The organism is Bacillus cereus group sp. Bc031, assembly GCF_027716265.1.
In the GTDB taxonomy this organism is placed as follows: Bacteria; Bacillota; Bacilli; order Bacillales; family Bacillaceae_G; genus Bacillus_A; species Bacillus_A paranthracis.
Window position 1 is genome coordinate 13,303 of the sequence record NZ_JAQFUL010000007.1, and the last position, 14,914, is coordinate 28,216.

Here is a 14,914-nt window from a genome sequence, read left to right on the forward strand (position 1 = left end):
AATAGTGAGGGATTCTTATGGAAGAACCAATTTTAAAGTTAAGACAAGCTGATGGTAATTTAAGATCATTTTATTTACCGGGTTTTATTTCTGGATTAGTAGCAAGAAATGCTTCGGAATTAGCAGATAAATTGAAAGAAGATAATGTACCATTTGAATTGATTGAACAAGGCGCTCAGTTTGTTTCAGATGTTTATGAAAATAAATTTTCAAGTGATGAATTTTTAACAGGAACACACTCACAATACTTGGCAGTGGTTATTTTCGCGGTCTGTCAATCTGTTTTAGGGAAAGTAGCTGAGGCGGCAAAACTACTTGAAAGTGTGTATGCAGTACAAACTAAAAAAAAGAATCATCGCCCAAGAAACAAACGGAAGAACAGGCCACATACTCAGAAGCCATAATGGATTTATACAATATGCTAGAGGAACATCATGGGCTGAAACAAAATGAAATAGATAAAATTGATATTGTTTATTTCATGCGGCGAATGGCTCGAAAAAAACAAAATAATGAACCTAAGCTAGCGACAGCGGAACAAGTACCTTGGTTATAAGGGAGGTGGTAGCTTGTCACAAGATATGGAATTAGGCGTTAAGGTCTCGATGGACTTACGGAACTTTGATTCAGGTGTAGCTGGTATGAATCGGAAATTAAAAATGGTAGATTCAGAATTCAAAGCAGCAAGTGAAGAGGCAAAACGTTATGGTGATTCAGTATCACAATTAAGAACAAAAATGGATTATTTAACACAAAAGCTGGATATCCAGAAGCAAAAAGTATCTCATTTCAGTCAAGAAATTGAGAAGTTGAGAAATAAACAGCAACAATTACGTGCTTCCAGTGAAAGTTTAGCTGGAAAGATGCAACGTTTAGAAAGAGAGTATAAGCAAAGTGCTCAAGCAACTGGTAAAAACTCTGAACAAACAAAACGTTTAAAGCAAGAGTTAGATAGTGTTAAAGCTCAGTACACAGCGAATATTCAAAGTTTAAGTCGAGTAAATGCAGCAATCGAAAAGAATGCTACCAACCTTAATAGGGCGAGGGAAGCTGAAGCGAGACTTAAGAATCAAATTCATCAAACGAATGAAGCATTAGAGAGACAAACTTCTCTTTTTCATAGAGCTGGAGAAAGAATGCGCTCAATCGGGACCCGCATGCAAGATGTCGGGGCAACGATGGGCGCTTCTTTTATGGCCGGGGCTACTACGATGGGATATGCTCTTGGGAAAACCATTACAACGGCAGCTGATTTTGAATCAGCTATGTCACGTGTAGCAGCTTTATCTGGTGCATCAGATGCTGAACTACAAAAATTAACGCAAACAGCTAGGGAGCTTGGGGCTTCAACATCATTTAGTGCGAGTCAAGCAGCAGAGGGAATGCAATATTTAGCGATGGCTGGTTTCAAAACAAATGATGTTATCGCAGCGATGCCGGGCTTATTAGATCTTGCAGCTAGTGGTCAAATGGACCTTGGAGCGGCGGCAGATATTACATCAAATATTATGTCTGGTTTTGGAATTGCAGCACAAGACGCAGGAAGGGTAGCAGATGTATTAGCAAAGGCAAGTACAAATGCAAATACAGATGTTGCTCAACTAGGTGAGGCAATGGTTTATCTTGCACCAGTATCTAAATCATTAGGATGGTCACTTGAAGAAGCAACGGCAGCTGTTATGGCAATGTCTGATGCGGGTATTCAAGGTGCCCAAGCAGGGGCAGCGTTCTCAACTTCTATGGGACGTTTAGCGAAACCAACTGGTGAAATGGAAAAAACAATGAAGAAGCTGAAAATAGAAATATTTGATGCTAATGGAAAAATGAAATCCATGCCAGGTGTGATTAAAGAATTGGAAAAAGCGACACGCGGTATGACAGATCAGCAAAAATCAGCTACATTGACAACCATTTTTGGAGCCGAAGCATACAAGCATTGGGCTGTATTAATTGATAAATCATCAGATGCATTAGCTAGTAATACAGAAATGCTCAAAAAAAGTGCGGGTACAGCAAAAGAAATTGCGGCTAAACAGTTAGATAACTTAAAAGGTAAGTTAGTAATCTTACAATCTTCTATTGAGGGCGCATCTATAACAATTGGTCATGCATTAATACCAGCGATTGATGCAATTGCTTCTGGTGTGCAAAGTGCTGTTGATTGGTTTAATAACCTTGATGAAGGTACTCAGCAAATGATTGCAACGGGAGCGGCATTAACAGTTGGAATAATGGGAATCGTCGGCGTATTAGGACTTATGTCTATGGCTATTGGAGCATTATTAGCTAATCCAGTTGTTATCGCAATTGCAGCAGCGACAGGAGCCGTGGCTGGCCTAAGTTTAGCTGTAATAAAACTTATGGAAGATACAAAGAAAGCTGATAATGATGCGCGTAATTTCGGCGATGGTGTTTCAGAAGGAACAAAAAAAGCAGCATCTGGTTATGTGAAAATGCGTGACCAAGCACTTGTTGCATTAAATGATTTAGCTTTTTCTACAGGAGAAAAGGCTAAAGAAGCTGTACAAAAGGCACACGAAGAGTTTGCTAAGCTAACTGATGAGGCTATGAAGGCTTTAGAGAAAGATAAAGCTAAGTTTAATAACTTTATGGGGAAATTTTTCGGTGATGCGGCTGATGAAGGAACTAAAAAGTTAAGTGAGCGTATTAGAGCTAAAGCGGGTGAATACTACGCTCAGCAAGAAGAAGCGATTCGTAATGCTGATAAAACGATGCATGATCTAATTAATAAATATGGAAATAATTTATTTGATATGTCGGAGAAAGATTTTCAGCGTTATACGGCAGCTTGGCAAGCATTTGATAAGTCAACAGCTACATCTGTTTCTAAATCGATTGGAGAATTAAAAAAAGTAAACGATGCTTTTAATAAAATCGATAAAGGTGTCTCATTAGAAGAAGCACAGAAGCATGTAGTTGAATTAACCAATTCTACTACGAAATCTCTGTCAGAGATTTCAAAAGCTAGAGATAAAGATGTCGACAATGCTAAAAAGTATGCAAAACAAATCGGACTCCAAGGTCAAGAAGAGACCGCGTTTATTGACCAAGTAAAGCGTAAGTACGGCGAACAAGAAGTCGCTGTACGAGAGAATTATTTCACAAAGATGAATAAAATTCGTGATGTACTTGGTGCAAAACAATCTGAACTAGATTTTGAAGGGCAAATGACGAAAGCTGAGAAAGATCGTTTCGATGCATTTCTAGTAGGTACAGGTAGTGCCTCAGCTGGATTTGAAGATTTATATGATAAGAACAATAAATTCTTCGATAAGTTAAAGAATAACTTCGATAAATCTGTAACAGACTGGACGAAATATGAAGAAAGTGTAAAACGTTTTGGAGATGCTTTACCAGAGTCCTTAAATAAGTTTTACGACACCTTAAAGTCTGGTGGAGAAAAGGCGAAAATAGCAACCGAATTAATTGCTATTGAAATGGAGAATGGGGTCAAAGCTGTAGATCTTGGTCCAGCAGGTAAAGTGAAAGTTGACGAGTTTATAGCAGGAGTTCAAAACGGGACTTACAACATTGAGCATGTAGCCATTGCTACAATTAATCAAATGCGAGATACATTTGGTCAGCAAAGTTTGACACAAGAAGGTATCGATACAATGAAGTCTTATGTTGATGGACTTCGTGAAACTGACAACGTAAAAGAAATCGCAAAAAATTTAAAGTTAGATCTTCAAAGTGAAACTAAAATTGACCTTGGACCGTATGGACAACATACAGCTAAAACTTTTGCCGAAGGGCTAAAAGATGGAAGTATGGGTATTGATTCAGTGTATATTTATTTCCAACAGAAATTAAAAGGTGTTACACAAGTTGACTTGAACCAAGAAGGTCGTCAAACGATAGCGACATTAAAAACTGGTCTTCAAAATGGATTTTTAGATATAAATCAAGTTTTGGAGAAATTTAAGTTAGACGTTAAATCGGATGTGAAAGTAGACGTAAAAGGTGAAGGGCAATTCACAGTTCAAACTCTTGCTGAGGGATTATCCAGTGGACAGATTAATGTTGATACCGCGATTCAGGCGATTAAAGGCCTTGTAGAGCAAGGGGCAACTATTGACCTAACTGAAAAAGGAAAGCAAATACCACAAACACAGGCGGATGGTATACAGCAAAACCAACAAGCGCCCTTTGCGGCAGCCGAGCAAACAAAACAAGGTATAGAAAATAGACTTGGATCCACTAGTGATGGAAATGGTGGTCCTAAATCTATGTTAGATATGCAACAGAAAATGTTAGAAAATCAAGGTCCTGTAATCCAACAAGCTGATGCAGTAAAAAATAATGTTCAAAATACACTTAGTGGTACAAGCGACGGGAACGGCGGAGCAAATTCGGTTAATACAATGCATGGCAATATGATTAATAATCAAGGTCTTGTATTTACTCAGGCTGGCTTTATTAATAGTAACATCCAAGGAATATTAGGTAGTACTACTGATGGAAATGGTGGTATTAGGGCACCGGCCACAATGGCTACTAACATTGCCAATACAAAAGGAAGTGTAGATGCTCAAGCCAGTAATGTTAAAAATAGCTCTGAACAAATTCTAGGAAGTGCGACTGATGGAGGTGGCGGTAAGAAACAAGGTAGTGAGCACGCCTCGGGTCTTTCCAGTCAAAAAGGAAGTGTTCAATCAGCAGGGAGAAGTGTTGCTGAATCTGGTAAAGAAGGGTTAGGAAGCGTTAAAACACATTCTATTGGTGAAAGTTTCGCTTCTGGATTTGCAAGTGGTATTAAAAATGGTGACGGTCCAGTAATGAGTGCAGCAAAAGGGCTAGCAAACATAGCGCTTAATGCCATGAGAGGTGAGCTGAAAGTAAACTCACCATCAAAACGGGTACGAGATGAGGCGGGACATCCAGTAGGTGAAGGTTTTGAGGTTGGTATTAATGAAAATATTGGTGCTGTAAAAAATGCCGCGCAAAGAATGGCACAAGCATCAATTCCTAAAGTGAATCCAAGTGATATTTCACGCGCCACAAGTTACCTAAGAAGTTCTACTAGTAATGTAGGGGCTGGGGATAATTATCAATCTAGTAACTCGCCTTCATCAAGAAAAGGAGTTTCATTTGGAAGTATACCAATGCAGCGGAGTACTCCAGTTCAGTTAGTAATAAATGATCAAGTTCTCGGGGAGGCAGTTGTGCCTTGGGTGGATCTTGCTCAAGGACAAAAAATAAATACAACATTATTCTTTTCGGGGGCGAGATGATGCACTTAACAATAATAAGAAAAAATGGGAAACGATATAAGTTGTCTCAAGAAACTGGATATCATGTTTTATATTTTCGTCCGGATTCTATAAAAGTGAATTCTATATCAGATAAAGTAGATGGGAGACCTGGTGCTGTTAGTTCTGGTATAGAAGTTGAAGGTAGGCTGATTCGAACATCAATTGTTTTTGAAGCATATGACTTTCCAGATTATGCATTAAAACGAAATGAATTCTTTCAAATTCTTGATTCGAGAGAAGATTTTTATGTGATATATAGTGAAGAACCGGGAAAGCGTTGGCTAGTAAGAGCTAATCAATTTACTCCTGAACCTTTAACTCGGGTCTGGGGACAATGTGATATCATTCTTGAATCTGATTTTCCATATGCAGAATCCATCGGTACCACGATGGATTCTTTTACTTTTGACTCAAACCTCTGGCAAATAGGCCAAGGTTTAATCGCAGAAGATACAAAATATCATCATAATACTACGTCTTTCCGAATTTATAATGCTGGTGATGTGTTAATAGATCCTAAGTACATACCGTTAAAAATAAAGTATAAAGGTAAGTCTAACAATTTATCTATAAAAAATGTTACTACGGGTGACCTTTGGAGCTATACAGGTAGCACAACAACATTGAACGATGTTATCACTTTAGATGGCGTCAGAGCATATCGAAATGTACTAGGAAGTATTTTTAAAAATACGAATTGGGGATTAATCAGGCTAAAGCCTGGATGGAATGACTTTGTGTTAACCGGTACAACTGGTGCTTTTGAAGTAGAATTTGATTTTAGGTTTTATTACTTGTAGGTGAAGAGAAATGTTAGTAGTGAAAAGTATTAATCAACAAGAAGAAATGCTAACAGATTATAAAGAGGTGAAGAGAAAGAGACGTGTGAATGGTGAACACTCTCTTTCTTTTTATTTATTGAATACTCCTAATGTAAAACATGCTTATCATCTTGTAGATAAGCGAGCGAGTATTCTGGATAAATCTGATGAGTATATCGTATTAGGAATAAATAAACGCGGGCATTACGGGAAGGTTATTACAGCACCGCACATCTTCTTTGATGACATGATGGATTGGCAATACGATTTATATAATGGATACGCCAATTTTAAACAGTGTATGGATTTCATTTTTAATGGGACAGGTTGGAAATATGTTAATCAAGGTGCATTTGCAGCCACTAAATTTGAAAACTTTGGTGATGATACACGCTCAGCTTTGTTGCAAACAGCTTTGAATCGCTATGAAGCTGAGATGGATATTAATTATTCATCTAAAACGGTTATATTTAAAAATCAAATTGGAAAAGAAACTGATGCGCAGTTCCGCTATGGCCATAATTTAAAAACTTTTGAAGAAGATACGGATATGTCTAATTTTGCAACGGTCATCCGTGGGTATGGTAAAGATCATAACGACAAAGAAATTATGGTTGAATATGTATCGCCGATGGCTAAAATTTACGGCCGTATTCATCAGAAACCAATTCGCGATGAGCGATTTAAATCGAAAGAAACACTATTGGAAAAATGTAAAAAGGAAATTAATGACGTACCGGATACAAGGTTTAAGGTAAGCATTATCAGTTTAATAGAAAATGGCTTATCGCCACTTCATAAGTTTGACTTAGGTGACTATGTATACATGCTATATGAAGAAGCCGATGTGAAAGTGAAAATTCGTGTCATCGAAATTGAGGATGACCCAACAGATCCAACTAAGGCACCGATAGTTGAATTATCAACTTTTAAAGAATTAAAGACGGCAAGTTCCATTCAAGCGCAATTTAAACAAACGCAGAAACAAGTGCAGCAATTGTTAGACGATGGTGGTAATTTAAATCTTTATTTAAAACGATTGTACAGAAACTCTAATCATTTTTCTGATAACACAGGAGATTGGTACATTTCTCCTGACGATCCAAACGCATACGTCCATATTGGTGCAGGAGGCCTCGATGTTCATCGTGGTCTTGTTCGCGTTGAGAGGGAAGATGGATATGCAACTATCATAGGTGGTATTCTTCAGCATGGCTTTGATATCAACGGTCACGAACCACCGTTTACCGCAGTGAATATAGAGGGTTGGTGGTGGGTGACAGATAAGTCAGATGAGCATTACGACTGTCAATATTACACGTTTGAACATAAGTCGCGATACTTAAATGTATTAATCGGTCAATTAGCTACTGAGGGTTCGTCTTGTGAAGTTGCTATTATGGCTGGGGATGGGAATACCTTTTTAGCTAAATACGCATCAAATAATACCGATTCAAAGTCTCCAATTGCAACTTATGGAAAACTTTATGAAATAGATCTAGGAGTTCCGACAGGAGAAGAAATGAGTGTATACATTCGTTTGCGTTCCACTGTTGAAGGAAAGAAAGCCTATTGTCGTAAAATCCGCATGTGGCTAGATCGATAGATTGAAAGTATTAAAAAACGAATTTTATATAAATTAGGAGGAGTTATTTATGAAACCAGTTCAAATTTACTTAGGAAAACCTCAAAAAGAAAAACTTGTTGTATGTGATGTACAGCAAGGACAACAAATCACGGTAAAACAATTGATGTTCAATAATTCCTTAGACACTGAACAAAATGTTGTATTAACACTGAACACAATCGATATTATGACTACTAAAGTAAAAAGTGGTGACGACGTGCGTGATACATTTATTGTATTAAACCCAGGCGATAAATTACTCATTCAACAAGAAACAGAAAATGCCGTTAACGTTATGATCAATGGTGTTTCTGAGCAATTAATGTACTAGTAAAACTATGAGAGGGCGTAATAACGCCCTCGCTTTTAGGAGGTTTGTATATCATGACACTAGCATTGAATCGATGGGGAAACACCGCTCAAGATAGAGATTTTAGAAATAGGACAAATGAAAATTGGGAAAAAATCGAAGGGTCATATACTACTATAGAAGAAAACAACAAAGTCTCCATTGAAATGGTAAACAAAGTTAAAAACACAGCCGTTAGAGGGGTTATTGGGAAAAACCTATTCGATAAGTCTACAGTGACACGAGGGAAGTATGTAGTGAATAATACTGGTAATCTTGCAGATTCTCCAAACGGAACGCATAACGCCTCTGATTTTATAGAATTAACACCGAATACACCGTATAGAATTAGCGGTACATCAGAACAAGGTGCATTTTACGACGTTAATAAAAATTACATCATAGGGTTTACGAATGCTTCCAGTGTCACTATGTCACCACCAAACGCTTACTTTATCAGAATTACTGTATTAGAATCTCAATTAAACTCAGTACAAGCAGAGAAAGGCACTAAAGTAACGGAATATGAACCGTTCTCAGTAAATCTAGATGCAAATACTATTAAAACTCCCATTCCAGAGGAAAAGCTTGCATTAAACAAAAATATAGTACGAGGAATACCAAGTAAAAACTTATTTGATAAATCGATTGTAATTAGAGGGAAATATGTAGTGAACAATAACGGTACTCTTGCGGATTCACCGAATGGGACACATAATGCTTCGGACTTTATTCCTATAATTCCTAACACGAATTACAAGATAAGTGGAACTACAGAACAAGGCGCGTTCTATGATTCAAGTAAAAACTTCATTTCGGGATTCACGAATGCATCAAGCGTATTTCTTTCTCCGTCTAATGCGCACTTTATTAGAATGACAGTACTAACCTCTCAGTTAGATTCAGCTCAATTAGAGAAAGGTACACAAGTGACGGAATATGAACCGTTTGGAGCAAAAATACAACTGGAGAACCTCGGGTTTGATGTTGGCATTGTAGAACGTATTGTAAAGACTGTAAAACCTGATGGCACAGGAGATTATTTATCTCCTAAATTAGCAAATGATGCAATTATAGATGCAAGTGCTAAAAAAATATATGATGTTGTCGTTCATCCTGGAACTTATACAGAAGTTGGTTGGACACTAAAATCTTATATTAATTTACGAGGTGTAGATGCGAAAACTTGTTGGTTAAAAGGGGAACTTCCTGATAATGCAACGGATGCTCAAATAGATAATACATCAACCCTTTGGATTGATGAAACAAACGATTTAGAAAACATCACTGTAACGGCTAAAAACATGAGATATGCCGTTCATGATGAAAGTAGTAACGCAAAGAAGAATTGGAATAGAAGTTTGAAGAAAAGCAAGTTCTTGCATTATGGAAACGAAGGAGCAAGAACGTGGAGAACAAACCATCCTGAGAGTGGCATGTTACCAGAGAAAGTATGGGTATCTGAATGTGCTTATGGCATGGGACATAGTTCTGGTTCTACATTAATAGCTGAGGATTGTGAGTTCAGAGGTCCTTTCGCACCTTTCAGTGTCCATAATAATGTTAATTTCGAAAATCCGTGTTTAGTTATTCTGAAAAGATGCGAAATCATAAAAACAGATGGGCAATTCAAGTATGCATTACGTGTACAATCACTAGGAAGTAAAACAAGTGATAAAGTCATTCTAGAAGGTTGTAGAATCAATGGCGAAATTTATCATGACGATAAACCGTGGTTAGGCGATCCGGCAGCGGCAAGTCATAAGAATTTTACGATTGAAGGATTTGCGAATAGTGAAGTTCCATATTCCTCTTCATTTACAACTGAAGAACGTGATAGACCTAACTTTTCAGATGAATATAATTCGTTTAAAGCAAAAACGAGTATTTTAAAAGGGCAAGCCGTTTGTTTTGATGGAGACTTTAAAACGATTAGGCCGATGACCGATGTGGATGACAACTCGTTGTTTGCAGGTATTGCAATAGAAAATATCAATGTTGGTAACTTTGGGAAAGTAAAAGTAAAAGGCTTTGTTTCTAAGCTTGATTTATATAACTTTAGCGGAAATATTACATTTGGAGTGAAATATGGTGCAGGAACAAGCGGTTCCCTTGTTATTAATGAAAAAGCAGTCGCTATAGGTGTAGATCCAGAAAACATAAAAATTATATAATTGTGGACACACGGAATTCACATGAAGGTCGTTAAGAATTTACAAGTTTCATATACTCTATACAAAACGTATCTAAGCGAGGTAGATATTATGAATACAGTTAATGAGAATACATTCGGGAAAGCTTTAGTGTTAGGTGGCATAGCATCAGCAGTTCTTTGGATGATTATAATAGATGCAGTATTTGTAACGATACAATAAATCGAATAAAATAAAAAATTCACGATAATTCCAATGGATTATAATAAAACAAAGGGGGGCGAAGTGTATTGGATATTTTTAAGGTGGAATCAAATAATGTTGCTTTTGATGAAGACATTTCAATGGTAATTATAGCTGAAGCAGAAAAAAGGGCTTTGGAAATCGCAAAAAAAAATTGGATATTCAGAGAATGTCGCTCCCATGATGATTTTAAAGTAACTAAGATTGATTTATCTAAAGAACAAATAGTAGATGTATCACATTTTGGCGAATAGAAAAAAGATAAGAGGACCATGTTTAGTCTTCTTATCTTTTAATTTTTAGAACTGGATTTTCATATATTTAGCATTGGATGGAGCTTTGAGTGAAGCGCCTTCGATTAATTTTCGTGGAAAGGCTGTTCTTGTTGACTCGATTTTCGTTCCTTCTACTACCATACCAGGTTGCTTAATAAATTTTTTGGGAACTCCTCGTAAGTTGAATTCATTTGTTGGACGATAAATTATATTTAACTTGAATTCTTTTATTAAACTTATTAATAGTTCATGTGCTATTTGTCGCACTAAAGCATAGTGCATGTTGACAATAGGAGATTCATTTCCTACTTGATCAACATTATTGAAGTAACTTTTAGCTGCTGTTGATAATTCCAGGTATTCTTTATCTATGTCATGGTGAGAATCTATATGAGCTCCACCATCTTGTTCGGCCATAGTTAGTACTATTCTTTTTCTAGTAAAAAGAATCATAGAACCTTCTCGATTAATAAGGATTATGTGGCTATTCCACCACTGTTCGAAGGTTAACCATTTGACATCAACTTGATCACTGCTATCTAATAATGGCAAATAAATATGATCGTATTGCTTTATTGTAGGAGTTGCACTAGGGACGGTAACCACCCCAACCAGATTTACATTTAATATAGCATTTTTAGACTCAAATCCAGTATTGTAGAACTTCATATCATTTTTTCTGTTCAAATGAGTTAATAAACTTTTTGTTTTATTATTTGGCCTCGGATTATCTGGATCTTTGACTAATGTTCTTATAATAGCAGACATCATTTTTGCATGCGAAAACTTACCCTTATCGTAGTTTTCGCAGGAGTCATTCAGGAAGATTGCTTGTTCTTTTAATTGTTCTAAATAATAATTTTCAATGTCCAATGTTATTTCACCTCTCTTTCTATATTTAAATATAACATTAGATAGAGGTGCATATTAAGTTTTAATAAAATACGGCTTTGAGTAAATTCAATTCATAGATCAAGAGAAGCATATACGTGCTTCTCTTTTTATTTTGAGGAGATGATTAGTGTGAAGAGAATTGTAAATCAAGAGATTTATGAGAAATATGTAAGCCAAGGTAATAAGAACCTTGTGAAAGATTTTCTTATTGAGAAGAAAGCACAGGGAAAGGCAGCGAGTACTTTACAACAATACGGTTGGGATTTACGTATTATTTTATTTCTGATACACGAACACTTCAATAATAAAGAGCTTATTGATTTAACACGAAAAGACATTAGAAATTTATCTATCATTTTTCAAGAGTTAGGAATGTCTAATGCTCGTGTAAATGGATTAATGAGTGCATTAAGATCCGCGCTAGAATTTTGTGCGGATGACGATGACTATGATTATGAGTTTAATGTAGGCTCACGAGTACGTGGTTTACCAAAGAATCCAGTTAGAGAAATAACATTCATTACAGAAGACCAAATAAATTGGTTAATAGATGAATTAATAGAGAATGAAAAATATATGCTAGCAACTTACTTAGCACTTTCTTATTATAGTGCAGCAAGAAAGAATGAAGTTTATCAAGTTCAAAAAACAGGACTAACAGAAAGGTATTATACAAATGTGGTCCGTGGTAAACGTGGTAAGAAATTTAGATTGTATTACAATCCACGAGTACAGAAATGTATTCGTTTATATATAGAACAGCGCGGTAAAGATGCTATACCATATTTGTTCGTACGAGTTTATAAGAATGGTGAGCGAAAACTTTTAAATAAGAGTGTATTTAATTACTGGTGCAAGATATTTGCTAAGATGCTATACGAAAAAGAAGGTAAGGAATATAAAATTAATCCTCACTGTTTCCGTCATAGCAGATTAGATAATTTAAAAGTGCAAGGTGTACCACTAGAAAAATTAAAATCACTTGCAAATCATTCGGATATTTCAACAACACAATCCTATTTAAAAGATAGGAGCGAGGAAGATATTGCAGATATTTTCGGAATGGATCCGAGTTGCTTTGCAGCGTAAAGAAGCATAATTTGGCTTCTTTTTATTTTGAAATGAGGTGATTGAAGTGGATGGACTACAAGAAGTAAGAAGTGATGTTCAAGAAATCAAGCAAGATATCAAGGACATTCGTTTAGAAATTAAAAGCTTAGAAATACGAACAACTGGTAACGAAAAAGACATTATCAATATTAACAAACAGCTAGATAAAATCAGTGCCAATACTACTTGGATCTTACGACTTATTGTAGGGGGAATTATTGGCGGAATTCTCACTTTCTTAATGAAAGGAGGTGGCATGTAATGGTTAGTTTAGCTGTAATGATTGGAATTGTAGTTGGTCTTTCCCAGATTGTAAAAACAATTGGATTACAAACAAAATATATTCCGTTATTAAACTTAACGCTTGGCATTGTGCTAGGCGTTTTATTTTTGGGCGGAGATATCAAAACAAATGTGTTTCAAGGAATCATCATTGGTCTATCAGCAAGTGGATTATTTGACCATACAAAAATTATGAAAAAGGATGCTGATGTGAAATGAAAAAGACATTTAAACATATTTCTTCTGTAATCTTTACTGTTATTTTAGTTTTATCTGTCGCAACAAGTGCTTTTGCTGATAGAACGCTTATTATTCCTGATTTACCTAAACAACCATACCGTAATGGTGTTGGTGTGTATGAAGGCGTTGTGGCGCATAGTACAGCAACTCCAGAAGCGCCAGCTATTAATATTCAAAAATATGAGTCTCGTACATGGCGTTCAGCATTCGTCCATTACGCCGTTGATTGGAATGAAACAATCCAAATTGCTGATACGAAATACATTGCTTATGGAGCTGGACCAGGGGCGAATAAACGATTTGTTCATGTGGAGTTATGTGAAACAAGAGATTATGAAAAATTCAAACGTAGCTATGATAAATACGTGAAATTATTGGCTAAAATCCTTCGTGACCGTGGAATATCAGTAGAAAAAGGATTGTGGACTCACTACGATGTGACGAAATATCTTGGCGGTACAGATCATGAAGACCCACTTGATTACTTAAAGTCTCATGGTGTATCAGAAGCTCAATTCCGCGCTGATGTACAACGAGCATACAATAACTCTAATGTTGAAGTTTCTATTCCTGAGAAGCCATCTAAACCAGCGGAGGTTCCAACGGCTGTAACAGATGGTATTGCTTATATTGAAGGTTATAACGTGAATTTACGTAAAGGACCTGGTACAAGCTATTCAAAGATTCGTCAGTTAAACAAACCAGAAGTTTATGTTGTATGGGCTGAAAAAGATGGCTGGTTAAACCTTGGCGGTGAGCAATGGATTAAAAATGATCCATCTTATGTGAAGTTCAGTAAGAAAAGCACAGTGGATTCTTCTATTGTAGGGAAGCGTGTTGTTTCTAAAGTTAATAACCTACGATTCTATGATGCTCCATCTTGGCAGGAAAAAGATGTTGCTGGTTCTGTAGATGCGGGATTAGGTTTTACAATTGATGCGAAAGTAAGTGTAAACGGCTCTCCGCAATACAAAGTCCACAATAGTAAAGGTAAAAGATATTATGTAACAGCAAATGAAACTTATGTATATGTGAAGTGATTTTTACAAAAGAATAGTTAGATGAGCTCTTATAAATGTAAAATGCCGACTTCTATATGGAGTCGGCATTTTTTGCTTTTTCTAGTAAGTTAATAATTTGATTATATCTTTCCTTCAAATCGTTTAATGAAAAATTAGTTATAGCAGCATTATTTATAAAGAAGTTCCTATGAGAATGCCATTCATATATTAAATGAGATATTTCTCCTCGGTTTGGATGATCTAATAACAAGGAAGCTATTTCTTTTTGTGTTTTAAAAATGCTTCTAATTAATTGGTCTTTTTCATATGCTGTTTGACTAATTATCATAATAGTATCCCTCTTTCTTTTAATAGTTATTTTTCAAAATTTTTATTGCTCTTGGTTTTGATTGGTCTCGCCGTATGAATCCTTTTTCTTCTAACTTTATTAAATGACTATGTATTGTAGAGGGAGAAGAAATTCCAATAGCATCACCAATTTCACGTATAGATGGTGGGTAACCATACTCTTGTATTTGTTTTTGTAAAAAGCTTAAAATTTGAGATTGTCTTGTTGTTAATAGCATGTAATAACGGCCCCTTTTTATATAGGAAATATTTAACTATATAATATCAAAAGTAC

Annotated in this window: 15 protein-coding genes; 12 read left to right on the plus strand and 3 right to left on the minus strand. The window is 36.1% G+C overall.

All coding sequences use genetic code 11. The features are described 5' to 3' along the window. Positions 1 to 17 precede the first annotated feature (17 nt). The 8 genes from gpG to PDQ33_RS04500 all read left to right on the plus strand — a co-directional run bounded on the left by gpG (position 18) and on the right by PDQ33_RS04500 (position 10,723). Entirely contained in the window at positions 18 to 404 is a 387-nt protein-coding gene (gene gpG, locus PDQ33_RS04465) for a phage tail assembly chaperone G (RefSeq protein WP_270754928.1), read from the plus strand. After that, positions 404 to 556, plus strand: coding sequence for a hypothetical protein (locus PDQ33_RS04470; protein ID WP_270754926.1), 153 nt, complete (start codon positions 404 to 406; stop codon positions 554 to 556). The genes gpG and PDQ33_RS04470 overlap by 1 nt, the downstream gene beginning before the upstream one ends. 13 nt (positions 557 to 569) lie before the next feature. Further along, a complete protein-coding gene (locus PDQ33_RS04475; protein WP_270754923.1) occupies positions 570 to 5,255 on the plus strand; it encodes a phage tail tape measure protein in 4,686 nt (1,561 codons plus the stop codon). Beyond that, a complete protein-coding gene (locus PDQ33_RS04480) occupies positions 5,255 to 6,076 on the plus strand; it encodes a phage tail family protein (protein ID WP_270754921.1) in 822 nt (273 codons plus the stop codon). Before PDQ33_RS04475 ends, PDQ33_RS04480 begins: the two co-directional genes overlap by 1 nt. A 10-nt stretch (positions 6,077 to 6,086) precedes the next feature. Beyond that, entirely contained in the window at positions 6,087 to 7,703 is a 1,617-nt protein-coding gene (locus PDQ33_RS04485; RefSeq protein WP_270754918.1) for a phage tail protein, read from the plus strand. 49 nt (positions 7,704 to 7,752) lie between these two features. Continuing rightward, the gene (locus PDQ33_RS04490; protein ID WP_270754917.1) at positions 7,753 to 8,055 is read left to right on the plus strand and encodes a hypothetical protein; all 303 of its coding nucleotides are present in this window, start codon (positions 7,753 to 7,755) and stop codon (positions 8,053 to 8,055) included. Between the two features lie 53 nt (positions 8,056 to 8,108). Beyond that, positions 8,109 to 10,247: a hypothetical protein gene (locus PDQ33_RS04495; protein WP_270754915.1), complete on the plus strand. Its 2,139-nt coding sequence runs from the start codon at positions 8,109 to 8,111 to the stop codon at positions 10,245 to 10,247. Between the two features lie 269 nt (positions 10,248 to 10,516). Further along, complete coding sequence (locus tag PDQ33_RS04500; protein ID WP_270395423.1) at positions 10,517 to 10,723, plus strand: hypothetical protein; 207 nt, start codon at positions 10,517 to 10,519, stop codon at positions 10,721 to 10,723. Between the two features lie 45 nt (positions 10,724 to 10,768). On the opposite strand, the gene PDQ33_RS04505 is transcribed toward PDQ33_RS04500, so the two are convergent. After that, entirely contained in the window at positions 10,769 to 11,617 is an 849-nt protein-coding gene (locus PDQ33_RS04505) for a hypothetical protein (RefSeq protein ID WP_270754913.1), read from the minus strand. A 150-nt stretch (positions 11,618 to 11,767) separates the two neighbouring features. On the opposite strand from PDQ33_RS04505, the gene PDQ33_RS04510 reads away from it, so the two are divergent. The 4 genes from PDQ33_RS04510 to PDQ33_RS04525 are packed head-to-tail and all read left to right on the plus strand — an operon-like array spanning position 11,768 to position 14,310. Beyond that, the gene (locus tag PDQ33_RS04510) at positions 11,768 to 12,727 is read left to right on the plus strand and encodes a tyrosine-type recombinase/integrase (RefSeq protein WP_270754911.1); all 960 of its coding nucleotides are present in this window, start codon (positions 11,768 to 11,770) and stop codon (positions 12,725 to 12,727) included. Between the two features lie 46 nt (positions 12,728 to 12,773). Next, a complete protein-coding gene (locus PDQ33_RS04515) occupies positions 12,774 to 13,010 on the plus strand; it encodes a hemolysin XhlA family protein (protein ID WP_046941736.1) in 237 nt (78 codons plus the stop codon). Next, positions 13,010 to 13,249, plus strand: a complete 240-nt coding sequence (locus PDQ33_RS04520) for a hypothetical protein (RefSeq protein ID WP_046941738.1) — start codon at positions 13,010 to 13,012, stop codon at positions 13,247 to 13,249. Before PDQ33_RS04515 ends, PDQ33_RS04520 begins: the two co-directional genes overlap by 1 nt. Continuing rightward, entirely contained in the window at positions 13,246 to 14,310 is a 1,065-nt protein-coding gene (locus tag PDQ33_RS04525) for an N-acetylmuramoyl-L-alanine amidase (RefSeq protein WP_270754907.1), read from the plus strand. The genes PDQ33_RS04520 and PDQ33_RS04525 overlap by 4 nt, the downstream gene beginning before the upstream one ends. A gap of 52 nt (positions 14,311 to 14,362) precedes the next feature. Here the strand turns inward: PDQ33_RS04525 and PDQ33_RS04530 are convergent, their stop codons facing one another. Further along, positions 14,363 to 14,620: a hypothetical protein gene (locus PDQ33_RS04530; RefSeq protein ID WP_270754906.1), complete on the minus strand. Its 258-nt coding sequence runs from the start codon at positions 14,618 to 14,620 to the stop codon at positions 14,363 to 14,365. A 19-nt stretch (positions 14,621 to 14,639) separates the two neighbouring features. Further along, the gene (locus PDQ33_RS04535; protein WP_333563393.1) at positions 14,640 to 14,858 is read right to left on the minus strand and encodes a LexA repressor; all 219 of its coding nucleotides are present in this window, start codon (positions 14,856 to 14,858) and stop codon (positions 14,640 to 14,642) included. Positions 14,859 to 14,914: the final 56 nt, after the last annotated feature.